Source organism: Vibrio sp. Vb2131 (assembly GCF_033338535.1).
GTDB lineage: Bacteria > Pseudomonadota > Gammaproteobacteria > Enterobacterales > Vibrionaceae > Vibrio > Vibrio alginolyticus.
The window spans coordinates 1-19178 of sequence record NZ_JAWOSW010000035.1 but is presented as its reverse complement, the minus strand read 5'-3'; the positions used below and the strand labels follow the sequence as shown (position 1 = coordinate 19178).

The following is a 19178-nucleotide window of genomic DNA, read 5'->3' as shown; positions in this document are numbered from 1 at the left end:
GGAGCGACACACGAGGTTCGAACTCGTGACCTCAACCTTGGCAAGGTTGCGCTCTACCAACTGAGCTAGTGTCGCATCAACAACGTTTCCGCTGTTTAGGGCTGCGAATTATAAGAGCATTTTTTTGTGATGCAAGTCCTTCCTTCAAAAAAACTTTATTTTTTTACTGAACGACGAAAAAGCAATCAAAAGCGATATAAATTACAACAATTTGGATCGCAACCTTAACAGTTAAATCTTGAAAATAGTACCTCGATAGTACTTAAGTTCTGCGATGGACTCACGAATGTCGTCCAAGGCCAAATGTGTTCCCTGTTTTGTGAACCCATTTAGCACCTCAGGTTGCCAGCGACGTGCTAGTTCTTTAAGAGTACTAACGTCAACATATCGGTAATGGAAGAACTCTTCCAACTCAGGCATATGCTTGTATAAAAAGCGACGATCCTGCCCAATGCTGTTACCACATATTGGCGACGCCCCTTTTGGCACCCATTTTTCTAAAAATTCAATGGTTTGTGCGACTGCGTCTTGTTCTGAGATTTGACTGTTTCGAACGCGCTCCACCAAACCGCTTGCCGTATGCGTATTAGTACACCAGTCGTCCATTTTCGCCAGTTCTTCTTCCGGCTGATGAATCGCTAACACTGGACCTTCAGCCAAAATATTTAGTTCGCTATCCGTGACAATAGAAGCAATTTCGATGATTTTGTGCGTTTCAGGATCAAGCCCTGTCATCTCTAAATCAACCCAAATTAGGTTTTGATCGCTAAAGGACATGGTTACGCCGCCTATTTGTTTATCGATAAAAGAGGTACTATACCTCAAAATACGAGAAACACGATACTCATACACGGAGCCAAGAGTACGGCTCAACCATTTGAGTAAATTCACATAAAGTACAGAATTGTGGCAAAGAAGAAAAAGTTAACCAAAGGTCAGGTGCGACGCGTACGTAGCAACCAACAAAAGCGTTTGAAGAAGCAAGAAGATTCCATTCAGTGGGATGAAAACATGCTAGGCGCCAGCAAGCAAGGTCTCGTGATCACTCGTTTTGGTCAGCACGCGGACATTGAAGACCTTGAAACAGGCGAAATTCAACGCTGTAACCTCCGCCGTGGTATTGAGTCTCTAGTATCTGGCGATCGTGTTTTATGGCGCGAAGGATTGGAGTCTATGGCGGGCATCTCTGGTGTTGTTGAAGCGGTAGAACCTCGCTCTTCAGTGCTCACTCGTCCAGATTATTACGATGGCCTAAAACCCGTTGCAGCCAATATTGATCAAATGGTCATTGTCTCTTCGGTATTACCAGAGCTATCGCTAAATATTATTGACCGCTATCTCGTTGCATCAGAAACACTGAATATTGCGCCATTGTTGGTCTTAAATAAGGTCGACCTTCTAGAAGCCGATGACCGTGCAATGTATGAAGAATGGCTCAAAGAATATGAACGTATTGGCTATAAAGTGCTTCTGGTCAGCAAGAAGTCTGGAGAAGGCATTGCTGAACTAGAAACCCTGCTGCGTGATCGAATTAATATCTTTGTTGGTCAATCAGGCGTAGGGAAATCCAGCTTAGTCAACGCGTTAATGCCGGAACTAGAGAGCGAAGTGGAAGAAGGCGAAGTCTCTGAGAACTCTGGCTTGGGCCAACACACCACGACGGCTGCACGTTTATACCACATTCCAACGGGTGGCGATTTGATCGACTCACCTGGAGTACGTGAATTTGGTCTTTGGCATTTGGAAGCAGAAGAAGTAACAAAAGCATTCGTTGAATTTCGACCATATTTAGGCGGTTGCAAGTTCCGAGATTGTAAACACAATGATGACCCAGGCTGCCTTCTACGTGAAGCTGTCGAGAACGGGGAAATTAACGAAACTCGCTTTGAAAATTATCATCGTATTTTGGAAAGCATGGTTGAAAACAAAGCAAATCGTCAGTATTCACGTAATAAAAAAGCCGATCTGTAATTGAGTTAAGGCTGTAACTGTGTAAAAAGTCTTCACCTAATACTGACAAGCAAATTAAATTTCAGTAACATCACGCGCCCTAAAGCGCGAATCTAACAGAAGTATCGGAATTAAAGATGGACAAGTTTAAAGTTGGACTGCAGTACTGGATCCCACAACACGGCCTCACTCGCCTAATGGGTAAACTGGCTTCAGCAAAAGCTGGCGGTCTAACAACAGCAGTTATTCGTTGGTTTATCAAACAATACAATGTGAATATGGATGAGGCAAAGCACTCAGATCCTAAGCATTTTAAAACGTTCAACGAGTTTTTCGTTCGTGAGCTAAAAGAAGGCGCACGCCCAATTTCTGAAGGCGAAAACGTCATCACTCATCCAGCCGACGCTTGTGTTAGCCAGTTTGGCCCTATTGAAGATGGTCAACTTATCCAAGCAAAAGGTCATCACTTCTCAGCACAAGAATTGCTGGGCGGTGACGCGAATTTAGCGGACGAATTTAAAGATGGTTCTTTTGCAACATTGTACCTATCTCCGAGCGATTACCACCGTGTACACATGCCATGTGACGGCACTCTGCGCCAAATGATTTACGTACCAGGTGACCTGTTCTCAGTAAACCCTCTGACAGCAGAAAACGTACCGAACCTATTTGCACGTAACGAGCGTGTGGTGTGTATCTTCGATACTGAGTTTGGTCCAATGGCACAGGTGCTTGTTGGTGCGACAATTGTTGGTAGCATTGAGCAAGTATGGGCTGGCACGATCACTCCGCCTCGTGGAAACACTGTCTACAAATGGAATTACCCAGCAGAGGGTGACAAGGCCGTGATCTTGAAAAAAGGCGAAGAGATGGGCCGCTTCAAACTGGGTTCTACTGTTATTAACCTGTTTGCCAAAGACGCGATTGAGTTTGACGCAAGCATGGAAAACGGTAAGCCAACCGTTATGGGCACACCTTACGCCTTGAAAAAATAAGTAAAACACCGTTAAAGAGCCCTTTATTAAGGGCTCTTTTTATTGATAAAAAGCAAAACTCCGTTCGAAATTTAGCCTCTATTTCTCAAACTCATACCTGCCTCTAAGACCCTCATTCCACAATCAATTATCCTGCGCTTAGAATGAATATTTAGAGGGGCAGCCAATGCCAAAGATGAGTGTAAACACGTTGGCGAAATTGCTGGTGTGCTTTTTAATTCCGCTCGGTGTTTTGATGATGCCGATCGATGCTATTCCTATTGACGATCTCACTTTAATTCAGCATCGCCTGTTGGCTATTTTTCTTCTTGCTGCTCTACTTTGGGTTCTCGAGCCGGTTCCCGTTTTTGCTACGTCCATTCTTATTATCGCTCTTGAACTGATCATGATATCGGATAAAGGTTTGCATCTATTTCGCAATCCACCAGCGGGGCATGATTTAGGAGAGTTAATTGCTTACACCGATATTTTCTCGGCCTTCTCTTCACCGATCATTATTCTTTTTATGGGTGGTTTTGCTCTCGCGATTGCGGCTTCCAAATACGAGCTCGACAACAACCTCGCCCGAGTTCTATTAAAACCATTCGGCACACAACCTAAGTTCATAATGCTGGGCTTGATGTTAATTACCGCCGTTTTTTCAATGTTTATGTCCAATACTGCCACGACCGTGATGATGCTAGCCCTGCTTGGCCCCATCGTCGCTTCAGCACCTAAAGGGGATTTAGGCATTAAAGCACTGGTGTTGTGTATTCCAATTGCCGCGAATACAGGCGGCATTGCGACTCCGATAGGCACGCCACCTAATGCGATAGCGCTTCAATATCTCACTGGGGAAAACGCGATAGACTTCCTATCGTGGATGACAATGGGTCTACCCTTTGTGTTGGTACAACTCACTGTAGCTTGGTTCTTGTTGCAAAAGCTGTTTCCGTCTAGCGAACCAGAAATGAAACTAAAGCTAGATGGTACATTCAAAAGGAGCTGGCGTGCGATCGTCGTCTACATCACTTTTGCACTAACCATTGTGCTTTGGATGACAACGAAAGTGCATGGCATGAATACATACGTTGTCGCGATTATCCCACTAGCAGTGTTCACGTTAACGGGCATTATGGGAAAAGAAGAGCTCAAGCTGATTAACTGGGATGTTTTATGGCTGGTTGCCGGTGGTATAGCAATTGGTATTGCCTTAGACAAAACGGGCTTAGCCGAAGCATTAGCGCACGCCATTGATTACAGCCTGCTATCACCATTTGCCGTTGTTTTAGCCCTATCAGTAGTGTGTTGGTTAATGGCGAACTTTATGTCTAATACCGCAACAGCAAACTTATTGATGCCTATTGCTGCCGCTATTGGTACATCAATGCCAAGCCTTATTGCGGTTGGTGGCCTACAAGGTTTACTGGTTGTCGTCGCCTTCTCCGCATCACTTGGCATGATCTTACCGGTTTCCACACCACCAAACTCTTTGGCTTATTCAACAGGCCTCATCGAGAGCAAAGACATGGCGAAAGTAGGCCTGATTCTCGGTTTGATTGGTCTACTTATCGTGTATGGCGCAGTTTTGGTACTGTTTTAATCGAAGAGCTCCATGAAAAAGCGTGTTGTCATGGAGCTGCTCTCCAGCTACTGCCCTTACAGAGCGGCTTTTACATCCCATAAATTTCGTGCATATTAAGACTCCTCTACTCTACAAGGACGTCGACACATCATGGGTTACGAATGGCTTGCTTTATGCGCCGCTTTTCTGTGGGCAGTTTCTAGCCTAATTTCGGTCATTCCTGCACAACACCTAGGCGCATTTTCTTACAGCCGCTGGCGTATGGGCTGCACAGCCGTGATCTTATCAACAATGGCCTGGATAACTGGCGGCTGGTTAACGGTTTCTTGGGAACATGTAACGCCAATGATGGCCTCAGGACTGATTGGTATTTTTATTGGCGATACCGCTCTATTCGCGTGTTTGAATCGTATGGGGCCAAGACAAGCCGGGTTACTCTTCTCTTGCCACGCCGTGTTCTCTGCCATCTTGGGCTACTTCTTATTTAGCGAAGTCATGACCACAATAGAACTACTGGGCGCATCATTGGTATTTAGCGGCGTGGTGATGGCGATATTCTTTGGCCGAAGAGGTCAAGTGAATAACGTCTTGGAAGACATTAAAGGTAACATCTGGGTGGGTATTGGACTTGGCTTAACCGCAGCAATGTGCCAAGCATTGGGCGGCATCATCGCCAAGCCAGTAATGCAAACCAGTATTGACCCAGTTGCGGCTTCTGCTATTCGAATGATCAGTGCCTTTTTCGCCCACAGCATGTTGTTAATTCTAGGAGTCAAAGTCGCTCGCTCGACGCAACACATTACTTGGCGCATATTTGGTATTACTGCGCTTAATGGTTTCTTGGCGATGGCCGTCGGCATGACGCTAATCTTATACGCACTGCAAGAAGGAAATGTAGGTATGGTTGCACTTCTATCTTCAACCACGCCAATTATGTTGCTACCACTGCTCTGGATTTACACTAAACGCCGACCAAACCGATTTGCATGGTTGGGCGCAGCCCTAGCTGTGATTGGTGCGGGCATTTTGGTTCAGTAACCTTACAGACCAGCCCTTACTGCCAGATACAAAAAAGCCCGAGTTTAAACTCGGGCTTTTGTCATTCGGAGCCGTTAGTTAATTATTTAACTAGTACTTCACCCGTCATTTCTGCTGGGATTTCTAGACCAGCTAGAGAAAGCATGGTTGGTGCAAGGTCAGACAGTTTACCGCCTTCTTTGAATTCAACCGCTTTGTCACCTACATAGATTAGAGGTACTGGTAGGTTAGTATGAGCAGTGTGGATGCCGCCAGTTTCAGGGTCGATCATCATTTCTGCATTACCGTGGTCCGCAGTGATCAATAGTTGACCGCCAACTTCTTTGATTGCTTCAACCACTTTACCCACACTTTCATCTAGAGCTTCGATTGCTTTCTCAGCCGCTTCATAAACGCCAGTGTGACCAACCATATCTGCGTTCGGGTAGTTACAGATGATGGTATCGAACTTACCAGACTTGATAGCCGCAACCATCTTATCTGTTAGTTCTGGAGAGCTCATTTCAGGCTGCATGTCGTACGTTGCAACTTTTGGTGAAGCAACCAATTGACGCTCTTCGCCTTCGAATTCGTTCTCAACACCACCGTTGAAGAAGAAAGTCACGTGTGCGTATTTCTCTGTTTCAGAGATACGTAGCTGAGTTTGACCTTGTTTAGATAGCCACTCACCGTAAGTGTTTTCTAGAGACGCAGGTGGGAATGCGATAGCTAGAGGGATATCAGCCGCGTATTGAGTCAGCATCACAAAGTTGATTGCTGGGAATACTGCACGCTCAAAGCCGTCAAATGCAGGAACGAATGCACGAGTGATTTGACGTGCACGGTCAGCACGGTAGTTCATGAAGATAACCGCATCACCATCTTGCATGATTGCGTCTTCTTGACCTTCTGCTTTGATAGCTGTTGCTTTAACGAATTCGTCGTTTTCTTCACGAGCGTAAGCCGCTTCTAGACCTGCAACTGCCGTTTCTGCTGTGAACTCAGCTTTAGCTTGAGTTAGAAGATCGTAAGCAACTTGGACGCGATCCCAATTGTTGTCACGGTCCATTGCGTAGTAACGACCTACTAGAGAAGCAACGCGGCCTTTACCTAGTTTCGCAAATAGGTCTTGGAAACGTTGTAGTGAGTTTTCAGCACTACGTGGTGGTGTGTCACGGCCGTCTAGGAAGCAGTGTAGGTAGATTTTCTCTGCGCCACGAGCCGCTGCCATTTCAACTGCAGCGTAAATGTGGTCTTCGTGAGAGTGAACACCGCCTGGAGACATCAGGCCCATGATGTGTACTGCTTTCTCAGCTTTTACTGCAGAGTCGATAGCTTCAACTAGCGCAGGCGTTTGTTCGAACTCACCATCAGCAATTGATTTAGTGATACGAGTCAGGTCTTGGTATACAACGCGGCCTGCACCAATGTTAGTGTGACCAACTTCAGAGTTACCCATTTGACCATCAGGAAGGCCAACATCCATGCCTGAAGCAGAGATTAATGTGTGTGGGTTATTCGCAATCAGAGCATCCATTACTGGTGTTTTCGCATTCGCAATTGCGTTACTTGCTGTGTCTTCACGGTAACCGTAACCGTCAAGGATAACTAGAGCCAGTGGCTTCTTAGCTGACATAGTGATGACCTCATCAAATTTAAGTAACTTTTGGCGTAGGGCCTCGCTGCCCTATCTAACCTTGAAACAAAACTAGCGTAATTTTACTACACTTTTTAACCAAAACTGTAGGTTAAGATCAAATAATGTTTGCGATTTATTGTTGCTATCTTACAAGTTAAGCGAACAACGAGTCAGTGCCGACAAACGTGTTCCACAAGCATAGTCATTTCTAATACGCTTTGTACACCCCAGTCTAAGTTCGGTTTTCTTACGCTTCTCATTCTTATTTTTGCACTTGAAACAGTGCTAATTTAAAGCAACATCAAACAAGATGGGTTAATACCTATTGTTCTCTTTTCTCAGTAAAACAGAAGTCACTTAAACCGATAAGTCCAATAGGCCAAAGCAATCAAGCTACCAGAGCGAAATGTACGGATAGTAAGGGCATAACGGGTTTATAGAGATCTCAATTATTCGTTAGAAAATTTTAACCCTCTCGCCTAAGAGCCGTAACCTCGCTATACTCCTGCTTTATTTTTCCGCCAACAGCGTAAGAGCTCAAGACATGCAAGAGTACATTGAATTTTTCCAACAGAACATGATTCTATCTTTGGTTTGGGTAGGTCTTCTTGTCGCATTTATCATGAACATCGTGAAGTCAGCGACGGCAGCATACAAAGAAATCAACGTAAACCAACTGACTCACCTAATGAACCGTGAAAACGGCGTTGTTGTGGATATCCGCACAAAAGATGAGTTCAAAAAAGGTCATATCACCGACTCACTTCACATTTTACCGTCAGACATCAAAGCAGGTAACTTGGGTAGCCTTGAAAACCATAAATCAGACCCAATCATTGTTGTATGCAAGACGGGCCAAACCGCTCAAGAAAGCGCGAACCTTCTAGTAAAAGCGGGCTTTGAAAAAGTTAGCCTACTTAAGAATGGTTTGATTGCATGGAACGAAGCAAACCTACCTTTAGTTCGTGGTAAAAAGTAGGAACGTGGCAAAAACTAAGGTACGCATTTAAACGCGATTTTGCCAAGCCTCGTGGATATAAAACTGAGCAAATAGAAAGCAGTTGAAGCCCTAAGTTGTGACGCTTTGCACGTAATACACGCTTCATCTAGTCAAGGTACATTTGCTCAGTTAGTCTCAGGACAAACCAAATTTCTGAGTTTAGGCGTTTCTAGACTCAACAAATGTTTATTAAGGATTAAAAAATGGCTGAAGCAGCACCTCAAGAAGCACAACAAAACTTCGCAATTCAACGCATCTTCCTAAAAGACGTTTCTTTCGAAGCGCCAAACTCTCCAGTAATCTTCCAAAAAGAATGGAACCCAGACGTTAAACTAGACCTAGACACTCAAAGCCGTGAGCTTGGTGAAGGCGTTTACGAAGTGGTTCTACGTCTAACTGTGACTGTGAAGAACGAAGAAGAAACTGCGTTCCTATGTGAAGTTCAACAAGGTGGTATCTTCACTGCTGAGCAAATGGAAGCTGGTCAACTAGCACATTGCCTAGGTGCATTCTGCCCGAACATCCTATTCCCTTACGCTCGTGAAACTATCTCAAGCCTAGTTGTTAAAGGTACATTCCCTCAACTGAACCTAGCGCCAGTTAACTTCGACGCGCTATTCATGAACTACCTACAACAGCAAGCTCAACAAGGCGAAGCTCAAGCGTAATTCACGTATTGTAAGTGACGAGCAGCCATAAGCTTTCGTCACCGACTCGAAGAAAATGCACATAGCGTCTATCATCCGATGCAATGTGCATTTTTTATTTCTGACAAAAGTTCCTAGTTCCTAATCCCTAGAGAGCGTAAAATCTGGTGATTATGAACTAGATTCTACTAGTAGCAAGACAATTAGGCGGTAGCATGACACAAGCAAACACAAACAATGCTTACGGTAAAGACATCGCAATGACTGTGATTGGCGCAGGCTCATACGGCACCTCTTTGGCAATCTCACTCGCTCGTAACGGCGCGAACGTTGTCCTTTGGGGACACGAGCCAGAGCACATGGCTCGCCTAGAAGCAGACCGAGCTAACCATGCCTTCTTACCAGGTGTTGATTTCCCTGAAAGCTTGATCATTGAATCGGATTTAGAAAAAGCCGTTCAAGCAAGCCGAGATTTGTTGGTTGTGGTTCCAAGCCATGTCTTTGGCATCGTGCTAAACAGCTGTAAACCATTCTTGCGCGAAGACTCTCGCATCTGTTGGGCAACCAAAGGGCTTGAACCTGAAACGGGGCGCCTACTGAAAGACGTTGCTTATGACATTATCGGTGAAAACTACTCACTAGCAGTATTGTCTGGCCCAACGTTTGCGAAAGAGCTCGCAATGGGTATGCCGACTGCAATCTCTGTTGCGTCTCCAGATTCTGAATTTGTTGCGGATCTACAAGAAAAAATCCACTGTAGCAAAACCTTCCGCGTATATGCCAATAGTGACTTTATTGGTATGCAATTGGGCGGTGCTGTGAAAAACGTTATTGCGATTGGTGCGGGTATGTCTGATGGTATCGGTTTTGGCGCCAACGCCCGTACTGCATTAATTACTCGTGGCTTGGCTGAAATGAGTCGCCTTGGTGCTGCGCTGGGTGCACAGCCAGAAACCTTTATGGGCATGGCGGGTTTAGGCGATCTTGTCCTGACATGTACCGATAACCAATCACGTAACCGACGCTTTGGCTTGGCATTAGGCCAAGGTAAAGACGTTGATACGGCTCAAGAAGAAATTGGTCAAGTGGTTGAGGGTTACCGCAATACAAAAGAAGTATGGCTACTTTCTCAACGTATGGGTGTTGAGATGCCGATAGTTGATCAAATTTATCAAGTATTGTATCAAGGAAAAGATGCGCGCTTAGCAGCGCAAGATTTACTTGCTCGTGACAAAAAAGCCGAAGGAAAGTAGCAATCTACCGCCCTTTGCAGCTCATCTGAGAAAAATTGAAGTTGTCGGGTCACGGAAGAACCACTCTGGATATTGAGAATGAAACACTGCGAAAAACAAAAAGTCTGGAACAAAATTGTCTCAGAAGCCCGTGAAATGTCAGAACAAGAGCCTATGCTGGCGAGCTTCTATCATGCCACCATTATCAAGCATGAAAGTTTGTGTGCCGCTCTGAGTTATATTCTGGCTAATAAATTGAACACCGCTTCCATGCCAGCGATGGCTGTACGTGAAGTGGTTGAAGAAGCCTTTGCAGCTGATCCAACCATCACTGACGGCGCGGCTTGTGATATTTGTGCCACGGTCAATCGCGACCCTGCTGTTTCAATGTACTCAATGCCATTGCTGTACCTAAAAGGCTATCACGCACTGCAAGGCTACCGAGTAGCAAACTGGCTATGGAAGCAAGGTCGTCACGCTCTTGCGACTTACCTACAAAATCAGATTTCGGTAGCATGTCAGGTCGATATCCACCCTGCAGCGCGCATTGGTAGTGGCATCATGCTCGACCATGCAACAGGCATCGTGATTGGTGAAACTGCCGTGGTCGAAAACGACGTGTCTATACTGCAAGATGTCACCCTTGGTGGTACTGGTAAAGAATGCGGTGATCGTCACCCGAAAATTCGCGAGGGTGTGATGATCGGCGCTGGTGCAAAGATTCTTGGCAATATCGAAGTCGGTGAAGGCGCGAAAATCGGATCTTGCTCTGTGGTATTGCAAGCCGTGCCTCCTCACACAACGGTGGCTGGCGTGCCTGCAAAAATCGTCGGACGTCCAAAAACGGATAAACCCTCTCTCGATATGGATCAAGGCTTTAACGGCAAGTCGCAAAGCTTTATCCATGGAGATGGTATTTAATCGTCAACAAACCTTTTTGACAACAACGTGGTAGGTAACTCTCAAGTGCGAAAACAAAATCACCCTGTTCTACGCTCGGCTATTTTATTAACTTGTGCTTTATCTGCCACTTATCCCATTACCTCCTCTGCTGTGAGTCAGCAAGAGCTCAAAGGCGTATCCAGTGAGATAAGCCGTCAGCGCAAATCGCTCTCTTCCCAAGAAAAGCAGCTCAATGAGTTACAGAAATCATTAAAAGATCAAGAGCTTGGAATTTCTAAGCTTGAGCGTGAAATACGACAAACCAAGTCTAACCTCGCACAAGCAGACAAAAACATAGAAAATCTAGAAGAGAAAATTGCCTTGCAAGAAGCACAGCGTCAAGAGCAAGAAGAAGAACTCAAACAGCTGCTGCAAACGTATTACGTAACCGAGCGAGCGAAGGCCAATGGTCACTTGTTAAATCAAGGTGTGGAAGAAGACCGCATGAGCCAATACTTCCAGCATTTAGCTAAAGCACGTGCTGAAGTGATTGATGCGATCACCAAAATAACCCAAGAATTAGCGCACAACAAAAACCAGCTCGAGCTAGAAAAAGAGCAAATCGAGACTCTGCTCAAGCAGCAATCCGAAAAACGTACAGCGCTAGCAAGTACACAATCCAAGCGTAAGCAAACCCTGAATAAGATTCAGAGCAGTATCAAGAATGACAAACGCTACTTAGCCGAGCTGCAACGCAACGAAACCCGTTTAAAAGCAGAGATCGCCAAAGCAGCGAAGCGTAATGCGGTGCCAATGGACGGACTCGGCAAACAGCGCGGTAAGTTGCCTTGGCCACTCAAAGGCAGTGTGTTACACAACTTTGGTACGCGACAAACTGGGCAGGTAAACTGGAAGGGCATGGTGTTGTCTGCCAACTATGGTCAACAAGTGAAAGCCGTTTATCCTGGTACTGTCGTATTTGCTGAGTATCTGCGCGGATACGGTTTAGTGGTACTGCTCGACCACGGAAAAGGTGACATGACCCTCTATGGTTACAACCAAGCGTTAACTAAAAAAGAAGGCGATCGAGTCACCGCAGGCGAAGTGATTGCTCTCGCGGGTGATACGGGCGGTCAAGACAGGCCATCGCTGTACTTCGAAATTCGTCGTAATAGTGAAGCGCAGGATCCGAAATCTTGGTTAAAGCGCTGATTATCTGACTTATTGACTTATCATAAAAAAAGGAGCCACTCGGCTCCTTTGTTGTATTCATGTTTTGGAAAATGCTATGCGTAGTAGGTTTCTACCGCATCAATAAAAGCATGCACATCATCTTTGCTTAACGCGTTGATTCCTGCCGCCGCCTCTCGCCCCCCACCTGTCGGGAACTGACCACACACGGCCACGGCACCTTGTTTATTGTTTAACGGGGCACGGAGTGAAACCGTATAAGTACCATCTGCATTTTCAGTAAGTACCGCATGCGCAGAGTCAGGGGTTTGGTTTGCTAGCCAGTTGCCATAAACACCACTGATTCGGCGTGATGCCGCCGTGTTTGGTAACTCAAACAACTTCAGCTTACCGCTCTCATGCATGGCAGGCACTGCGAGAGCCGCCTCCATGTCTTGTTGGTAAGCCGATTGCAATTGGTAGTATGGCGAGGCCGTATCTTCAATAGCTTCAAATGGTGACGTGTACTTCAGCAAAGCTCGGTACAGCTCCGCAGGGTGAAAGTGTAAATCTTCGACTTTCGATCCGTAGCCGTTGTAGTTAATTAAAGTACCCAGCTCTTTTAGCTGCTCTTTCTGTTGCTGCGACAAGCCCGCGTTATTCGCTAACTCATCGGCTTTAGCAATCATGTTATCGCCATAAGCCGCCGTAATCGCCCAGTCATGAAAACGCCCATCAAGCAACTTATCGACAATCAACGCCGTGCACATGTTGGCATCGAGATCGATGTGCGCATCCAAATTACCATGCTGAGGAATGTCGCCCGCTTTGTGATGATCGGCGTAAAAGACGTGCGCGCCTTGAGCCAAAGCTTGCTCTAGACCTGCCATGTTCTTTTCCATCGAAATGTCTAACACAGTCAGCTCATCACCCGCTTGCACATCTACTTTTTCCACCAGCTTGATGTCGCGCTTTACACCGGTTATTAACTGGGCATCGACAGGATCAGCCAAACGCAATTGTAGAAGAGCAATGATGCCATCAGCATCACCATTAAAAATGTCGTAATTCATGGGGCGATAGTTCCTTTATCGAGAATCTTATCCCTGCAAGGGTTTTTAGCGTATGGGACTATTGTGCGTGGCATATTTGACAAGTCAACTCGAGCCACGACTCGAAAATGAGAGTGACTCTCGAAATATTAAGCAGTTTGACGTTTAACTGTGTAGATTGCTAACCGCATCTTCTAATAACAGTAGCTGCTCTAAGCCCTGCTCAGTTGCTAATGGCTTAACGACATTAAGCATCTGCAACATCCCTTGCTTCACCATTTGCTCGGTAATGTTGGTTTTTGAAGCCATCGCGGATTGATACGCCAACCAACTACACGCAATCAAGTGCAATGTACATACCAATGACTTCAACTGTTGTTGATCGACATTCAACAGCTTCATCGTTACGAACTCTTGCATAATAGCAATGAGGTTCGCTTGCAGCTTCTCTTGCACATCGATGTACTGTTCGTGTAGCTGTTCATCTCGTGACAAGATTTCTGGTAAGTTTGCGTAGAAAAAGCGGTATTTCCACATCAAGGTAAAAATAGAGTCTAGGTAGCTCTTCAGCATAGTCAGGCTCTCTTGCGAACCTTGAATAGGGGTAAATCTTTCTAAAAGTTCTGCTGAATAAAGCGCAAAGATCTCACGAACGATTTCTTGCTTATTGCGGAAGTGGTAATACAGATTACCAGGGCTAATTTCGATGTGATCGGCAATGTGATTGGTGGTGATGTTTCGCTCACCATGTTGGTTGAACAACTCCAGTGCCGCGTAGACGATTTTGTCGCGCGTTTTCATTGTTATCGTGTTCCCTCTTCATTAACGAATCGAGTATAGCGACTTCACCAACCTAGGTCGATAGAGGCTCCAAATACGGTAACATAACAGACCAGTTAAGATGCCAGTTGAGTTGGCGACAAGGTCTAACCAAGAAGTTTGTCGCCCTACATACCCTTGCAACCACTCAATAACGGCGCTGAATAGCAAAATACCAATCGCCACCGCCCAACGTTGACGCCAACGCCACACGCAAAAGCAACCTAAAAACGCAAAGCCGCTATACGCCATAGCGTGCTGCATTTTGTCGAGATACGCGATATTGCCCCAGTCTTGCAGTTCACCTGAACTCAGAGATAAAAAAGCGATCAATATGGCGTAGCTAAAGATGACGAAACGTGCAGCCGTCAGGTTCATTGGACGTCCTTATGCAATTGGAAATGGAAAGGCCGTCACTTGATCAATGTGGTCACAGCCTAGCGCCAGCATGATCAAACGATCGATACCCAACGCGACCCCTGCACAATCTGGCAACCCTGCTTCCAGTGCAGAGATCAGATGATAATCGATCGGCTGTGGTTTTAAACCCATTTCGATACGCTTTGCGTTATCTTGTTCAAAGCGCGCTAATTGCTCTTTCGGGTTATCCAGTTCATGAAATCCGTTCGCCAGCTCTATCCCCTTAAAGTACACTTCAAAACGATCCGCGACGCGATGATCTTGAGGATTGATTTTCGCAAGCGCCGCCTGTGATGCAGGGAAGTCGTACACAAAAGCCGGCACGTCCTGACCAATTTTGTTTTCTACTCCCACGCTAAATAGTAGTTGCAGCAGCGTATCGCGATCTTCTTCTGGCTCAGCAATGTCACTCAAACCCAGCTTGCTTGCCGCCGCTTTCAGCTCAGTCATCGAGCCTTCCAGTGGACACACACCCAACACATCAATGAAGGCTTGCTGATACGTCATGCGCTGCGCTGCGCCACACTTCAATACCAGCTGCAACAGGTCATCCATTTCATCCATCAATTTATGATGGTCAAAGCCAACGCGATACCACTCCAACATCGTGAATTCAGGGTTGTGGTAGCGACCATTCTCTTCATTACGAAATGCTTTGTTGATTTGATAAATACAACCGCTGCCCGCAGCCAAAAGGCGCTTCATATGGAATTCTGGGCTGGTCATAAAAAACAGCTTACTGCCATCGGCATAGCCTGGGCCAACAAACTCGGTTTGGAAAGTATGCAAATGGATGTCAGTCACGGTTGCGTGACTCATGGCTGGCGTATCGACTTCCATCACCTGTCGGTCAGCGAAGAATTGTCGAATCGACGCGATTAACGTCGCACGTTGACGAAGTTGGTCAATGGAAGCAGTAGGTTGCCAGTTGGTTTGCATAACAAGTCTCTCAAACTTTAATTCAGCGAGGAAAGTCTCATTCTACATGCTTTTTCCTCTTCAAGAAGAGAGGAATATCCCTTCTTCTTTTTACTAATGTGCTCGCAAATTTGAGGCAAGCATTACTCGTGCCGCAGAACAAAAAACACTCAGTTAAAATCCTATTATCCATGCGGTTAATGTCACGCAACACGGGTTTAACATCCCTAATGTTAATGCTTGAGGGCCAAAACCTCGATGCCGTGATAGCAGTCACATAACCTATAAATTCTATGCCCTTAAGTGCATTACCGAAGCAAAAACCCAATTACATCAATTTTTCTGCCATGTGGCTCATCTACACTAACCCTACTACTTTTGGGGAGTTCTTTTTAAGGAGCGCCTCGTAATGACAATAACAAGCGGATTTCCGCAATCACACACTGGAGGATAACTGTGCAAATTATCACCACAGATATCGCAGTCATCGGCGCAGGCGGCGCTGGTCTTCGTACTGCTATTGCAGCGGCTGAAGCAAACCCAGACTTAGAAGTCGCTCTGATTTCTAAAGTTTATCCAATGCGCTCCCACACGGTCGCTGCAGAGGGTGGCTCAGCAGCAGTTATCAAGGATGAAGATAGCTTAGACAACCACTTCAACGACACTGTTGGCGGTGGTGACTGGCTATGTGAACAGGATGTTGTTGAATACTTTGTAGAGAACGCGACTCGCGAAATGATCCAAATGGAGCAATGGGGTTGCCCATGGAGTCGTAAAGAGAACGGTGAAGTCAACGTACGCCGCTTTGGTGGTATGAAGGTTGAACGTACTTGGTTCGCTGCAGACAAAACTGGCTTCCACATGCTTCATACGCTATTCCAGACATCAATGAAGTACAGCAACATCAAACGTTTTGATGAGTACTTTGTGGTGGATCTGCTTGTTGATGAAGGCGAAGTTCAAGGTCTGATTGCTATTCACATGTCTGAAGGCGAGCTTGTTACTATCAAAGCAAAATCTGTTGTTCTAGCAACAGGTGGCGCGGGCCGTGTTTACCACTGTAACACCAACGGCGGTATCGTAACGGGCGATGGTATGGCAATGGCTTACCGTCACGGCGTTCCTCTACGTGATATGGAATTCGTTCAATACCACCCAACCGGTCTTCCAGGCACAGGTATCCTGATGACGGAAGGTTGTCGTGGTGAAGGCGGTATCATCGTTAACAAGAATGGCTACCGTTACCTACAAGATTACGGCATGGGCCCTGAAACTCCAGTTGGCCAACCGAAGAACAAATACATGGAACTGGGTCCTCGTGACAAAGTTTCTCAAGCTTTCTGGCACGAACAACAGAAAGGCAACACCATCAAACACCCACTGGGTGACGTGGTGCACCTAGACCTTCGCCACCTTGGTGAAGAGTACCTACAAGAGCGTCTACCGTTCATCTGTGAGCTAGCAAAAGCTTACGTAAACGTAGACCCAGCAAAAGAGCCGATTCCAATTCGTCCAACCGTTCACTACACCATGGGTGGTATTGAAACGGACGGCGGCTGTGAAACTCGCATTAAAGGCCTATTCGCGGTTGGTGAATGTGCATCTGTTGGCCTTCACGGTGCGAACCGTCTAGGTTCTAACTCACTGGCTGAATTCGTGGTATTTGGCCGCGTAGCTGGTGAAAACGCAGTGAAACGTGCGGCAGAATTCAAAGGCTGGAACGACGCGGCAATTGACGCGCAAGTAAAAGCAGTTGAAGAACGCATCGCGAAACTGATGAACCAAGAAGGCGACGAAAACTGGGCAGAGATCCGCACAGAAATGGGTCACACCATGGAAGCGGGCTGTGGTATCTACCGCCAAGAAGATTTGATGCAAGCGACTATCGACAAAATCACTGAGTTGAAAGAACGCTACAAACGCATCAGCATCAAAGACAAAGGTAAAGTGTTCAACACAGACCTTCTATACGCAATCGAAGTGGGTTACGGCCTAGAAGTCGCAGAAGCGATGGTTCACTCTGCGATTCTACGTAAAGAATCGCGCGGCGCGCACCAGCGTCTAGACGACGGTTGTACAGAACGTGATGACGTGAACTTCCTAAAACACTCACTTGCTTTCTACAAGCCAGAGTCAGCACCAAGTATCGATTACAGCAATGTGACCATCACTAAGTCACAACCAAAAGCTCGTCTATACGGTGAAGCAGCAGAAAAAGCAGCGGCTGAAGAGAAGAACGCAGAGGAGCAAGCATAATGTCAGCAAATCGCATTCAAAAAGTAGACATCCTGCGTTACGACCCAGAAAAAGATGCAGAACCATACAAGCAAACATTCGAAGTCCCATTCGATGAAACCATGTCTGTACTTGACGCACTTGGTTACATCAAAGACCACCTAGACAAAGATCTGTCTTACCGTTGGTCTTGTCGTATGGCGATCTGTGGTTCTTGCGGCATCATGGTGAACAACGTACCGAAACTTGCTTGTAAGAGCTTCCTACGTGACTACCCAGACGGCGTGACTATCGAGCCTCTAGCGAACTTCCCAATCGAGAAAGACTTGATTGTTGATATGACGCCATTCATCGAGCGCCTAGAAGCAATCAAACCATACATCATTGGTAACGATCGTAAACCAGAAGACGGTACGAACTTGCAAACGCCAGAACAGATGGCGAAATACAAGCAATTCGCTGGCTGTATCAACTGTGGTCTATGCTATGCAGCATGTCCTCAGTTTGGTCTTAACCCAGAGTTCATCGGTCCTGCTGCACTAACGCTAGCCCACCGCTACAACCTAGACAGCCGTGACAACGGTAAAGATGAGCGCATGAAGCTTATCAACGGTGAAAACGGTGCTTGGGGTTGTACGTTTGTTGGTTACTGTTCTGAAGTTTGTCCGAAGAACGTTGACCCAGCAGCGGCTGTAAACCAAGGCAAAGTGGAGTCTTCTATGGACTTCGTGATTGCTATGTTGAAACCTGATGGTTCACCAAAGAAAGTGGAGGCATAAGGATGAGCAATCGTAAACCTTACGTTCGTGAAGTAAAACGCACTTGGTGGAAGAACCATCCTTTCTACCGCTTCTACATGCTACGTGAAGCGACGGTGCTTCCGTTAATTCTATTCACTCTGTTCCTAACTTTCGGTTTAGGTTGCTTGGTGAAAGGTCCTGAAGCATGGCAAGGTTGGTTAGCGTTCATGGCGAACCCAATCGTCGTCGCAATCAACATCGTTGCACTACTCGGTAGCCTATTCCACGCTCAAACTTTCTTCAGCATGATGCCACAAGTAATGCCAATTCGTTTGAAAGGCAAACCAGTGGACAAGAAGATCATCGTATTGACTCAGTGGGCCGCGGTTGCGTTCATCTCACTGATCGTTCTCATCGTGGTGTAAGGAGCTGAGCAATGAAACCGAATTATAGTGTAAACACATCACCAAAACGTTCTGATGAGCCAATCTGGTGGGGTCTGTTTGGCGCAGGCGGTACTTGGTTCGCGATGATCACGCCAATCACTGTTCTTGTGCTAGGTATCTTGGTACCACTAGGCGTGATTGACGCAGAAGCGATGAGCTACGAGCGTGTCTCTGCATTCGCAACCAGCATCATCGGTGCGCTATTCATCATTGGCACGCTAGCATTGCCAATGTGGCACGCAATGCACCGTGTACACCACGGCATGCACGACCTTAAATTCCACACTGGTGTGATTGGTAAAATTGCATGCTATGCATTTGCAGGCCTCATCACTGCACTAGCAGTTATCTTTATCTTCATGATTTAAGAGACTGTGACCCGTCCTGATATGGGTTGACACTTTTTAACTAAAACGCTCGATGTACTTCATCGGGCGTTTTGTATTTTAAAG

Annotated in this window: 19 protein-coding genes and 1 tRNA gene; 13 read left to right on the top strand and 7 right to left on the bottom strand. The window is 46.2% G+C overall.

What is annotated here, in order from left to right:
• Positions 1 to 2: 2 nt before the first annotated feature.
• Positions 3 to 75, bottom strand: a tRNA-Gly gene (locus R7E38_RS22470).
• 156 nt (positions 76 to 231) lie between these two features.
• Positions 232 to 777 carry an oligoribonuclease gene (gene orn, locus R7E38_RS22465; protein ID WP_017635574.1) on the bottom strand — a complete coding sequence of 182 codons (546 nt, stop codon included), beginning with the start codon at positions 775 to 777 and terminating at the stop codon, positions 232 to 234.
• A gap of 129 nt (positions 778 to 906) precedes the next feature.
• Here orn and rsgA point away from each other — a divergent pair, with 129 nt between their 5' ends.
• The 4 genes from rsgA (at position 907) to R7E38_RS22445 (ending at position 5547) form a co-directional block, all read left to right on the top strand.
• Positions 907 to 1971 carry a small ribosomal subunit biogenesis GTPase RsgA gene (rsgA, locus tag R7E38_RS22460; protein ID WP_005386419.1) on the top strand — a complete coding sequence of 355 codons (1065 nt, stop codon included), beginning with the start codon at positions 907 to 909 and terminating at the stop codon, positions 1969 to 1971.
• Between the two features lie 116 nt (positions 1972 to 2087).
• Positions 2088 to 2945, top strand: a complete 858-nt coding sequence (gene asd, locus R7E38_RS22455) for an archaetidylserine decarboxylase (RefSeq protein ID WP_054575296.1) — start codon at positions 2088 to 2090, stop codon at positions 2943 to 2945.
• Between the two features lie 166 nt (positions 2946 to 3111).
• The gene (locus R7E38_RS22450; protein ID WP_025768799.1) at positions 3112 to 4527 is read left to right on the top strand and encodes an SLC13 family permease; all 1416 of its coding nucleotides are present in this window, start codon (positions 3112 to 3114) and stop codon (positions 4525 to 4527) included.
• A gap of 132 nt (positions 4528 to 4659) precedes the next feature.
• Positions 4660 to 5547, top strand: coding sequence for a DMT family transporter (locus tag R7E38_RS22445; protein WP_005386417.1), 888 nt, complete (start codon positions 4660 to 4662; stop codon positions 5545 to 5547).
• 82 nt (positions 5548 to 5629) lie between these two features.
• Here the strand turns inward: R7E38_RS22445 and gpmM are convergent, their stop codons facing one another.
• A complete protein-coding gene (gene gpmM / locus R7E38_RS22440; RefSeq protein WP_005381471.1) occupies positions 5630 to 7162 on the bottom strand; it encodes a 2,3-bisphosphoglycerate-independent phosphoglycerate mutase in 1533 nt (510 codons plus the stop codon).
• A gap of 547 nt (positions 7163 to 7709) precedes the next feature.
• Between gpmM and R7E38_RS22435 the strand changes: the two genes are divergently transcribed.
• From R7E38_RS22435 to R7E38_RS22415, 5 genes are all read left to right on the top strand, one after another.
• Positions 7710 to 8144, top strand: a complete 435-nt coding sequence (locus R7E38_RS22435; protein ID WP_005381472.1) for a rhodanese-like domain-containing protein — start codon at positions 7710 to 7712, stop codon at positions 8142 to 8144.
• A gap of 224 nt (positions 8145 to 8368) precedes the next feature.
• Positions 8369 to 8833 carry a protein-export chaperone SecB gene (gene secB, locus R7E38_RS22430; protein ID WP_005456911.1) on the top strand — a complete coding sequence of 155 codons (465 nt, stop codon included), beginning with the start codon at positions 8369 to 8371 and terminating at the stop codon, positions 8831 to 8833.
• A 194-nt stretch (positions 8834 to 9027) separates the two neighbouring features.
• Positions 9028 to 10065 carry an NAD(P)H-dependent glycerol-3-phosphate dehydrogenase gene (gene gpsA / locus R7E38_RS22425; RefSeq protein WP_005381474.1) on the top strand — a complete coding sequence of 346 codons (1038 nt, stop codon included), beginning with the start codon at positions 9028 to 9030 and terminating at the stop codon, positions 10063 to 10065.
• A gap of 78 nt (positions 10066 to 10143) precedes the next feature.
• Entirely contained in the window at positions 10144 to 10965 is an 822-nt protein-coding gene (gene cysE / locus R7E38_RS22420) for a serine O-acetyltransferase (protein WP_005381475.1), read from the top strand.
• Between the two features lie 27 nt (positions 10966 to 10992).
• Positions 10993 to 12138, top strand: coding sequence for a murein hydrolase activator EnvC family protein (locus tag R7E38_RS22415; protein WP_064368829.1), 1146 nt, complete (start codon positions 10993 to 10995; stop codon positions 12136 to 12138).
• A gap of 74 nt (positions 12139 to 12212) precedes the next feature.
• Here the strand turns inward: R7E38_RS22415 and R7E38_RS22410 are convergent, their stop codons facing one another.
• The 4 genes from R7E38_RS22410 to epmA form a co-directional block, all read right to left on the bottom strand.
• On the bottom strand, positions 12213 to 13169 hold the full coding sequence (locus R7E38_RS22410) for an acetyltransferase (protein WP_053307392.1): 957 nt from the start codon (positions 13167 to 13169) through the stop codon (positions 12213 to 12215).
• A 144-nt stretch (positions 13170 to 13313) separates the two neighbouring features.
• Positions 13314 to 13949: a TetR/AcrR family transcriptional regulator gene (locus tag R7E38_RS22405; RefSeq protein ID WP_005381480.1), complete on the bottom strand. Its 636-nt coding sequence runs from the start codon at positions 13947 to 13949 to the stop codon at positions 13314 to 13316.
• Positions 13950 to 13970: 21 nt separating this feature from the next.
• On the bottom strand, positions 13971 to 14345 hold the full coding sequence (locus R7E38_RS22400; protein ID WP_005381482.1) for a VanZ family protein: 375 nt from the start codon (positions 14343 to 14345) through the stop codon (positions 13971 to 13973).
• Positions 14346 to 14354: 9 nt separating this feature from the next.
• Positions 14355 to 15326: an elongation factor P--(R)-beta-lysine ligase gene (gene epmA / locus R7E38_RS22395; protein ID WP_005381485.1), complete on the bottom strand. Its 972-nt coding sequence runs from the start codon at positions 15324 to 15326 to the stop codon at positions 14355 to 14357.
• 435 nt (positions 15327 to 15761) lie between these two features.
• On the opposite strand from epmA, the gene frdA reads away from it, so the two are divergent.
• The 4 genes from frdA to frdD are packed head-to-tail and all read left to right on the top strand — an operon-like array spanning position 15762 to position 19094.
• Positions 15762 to 17561 carry a fumarate reductase (quinol) flavoprotein subunit gene (gene frdA / locus R7E38_RS22390; RefSeq protein WP_005381487.1) on the top strand — a complete coding sequence of 600 codons (1800 nt, stop codon included), beginning with the start codon at positions 15762 to 15764 and terminating at the stop codon, positions 17559 to 17561.
• Positions 17561 to 18319, top strand: a complete 759-nt coding sequence (locus R7E38_RS22385; RefSeq protein ID WP_005381489.1) for a succinate dehydrogenase/fumarate reductase iron-sulfur subunit — start codon at positions 17561 to 17563, stop codon at positions 18317 to 18319. Before frdA ends, R7E38_RS22385 begins: the two co-directional genes overlap by 1 nt.
• Before the next feature lie 2 nt (positions 18320 to 18321).
• On the top strand, positions 18322 to 18705 hold the full coding sequence (gene frdC / locus R7E38_RS22380) for a fumarate reductase subunit FrdC (protein ID WP_005381491.1): 384 nt from the start codon (positions 18322 to 18324) through the stop codon (positions 18703 to 18705).
• An 11-nt stretch (positions 18706 to 18716) separates the two neighbouring features.
• Entirely contained in the window at positions 18717 to 19094 is a 378-nt protein-coding gene (gene frdD / locus R7E38_RS22375) for a fumarate reductase subunit FrdD (protein ID WP_005381493.1), read from the top strand.
• Positions 19095 to 19178 lie beyond the last annotated feature (84 nt).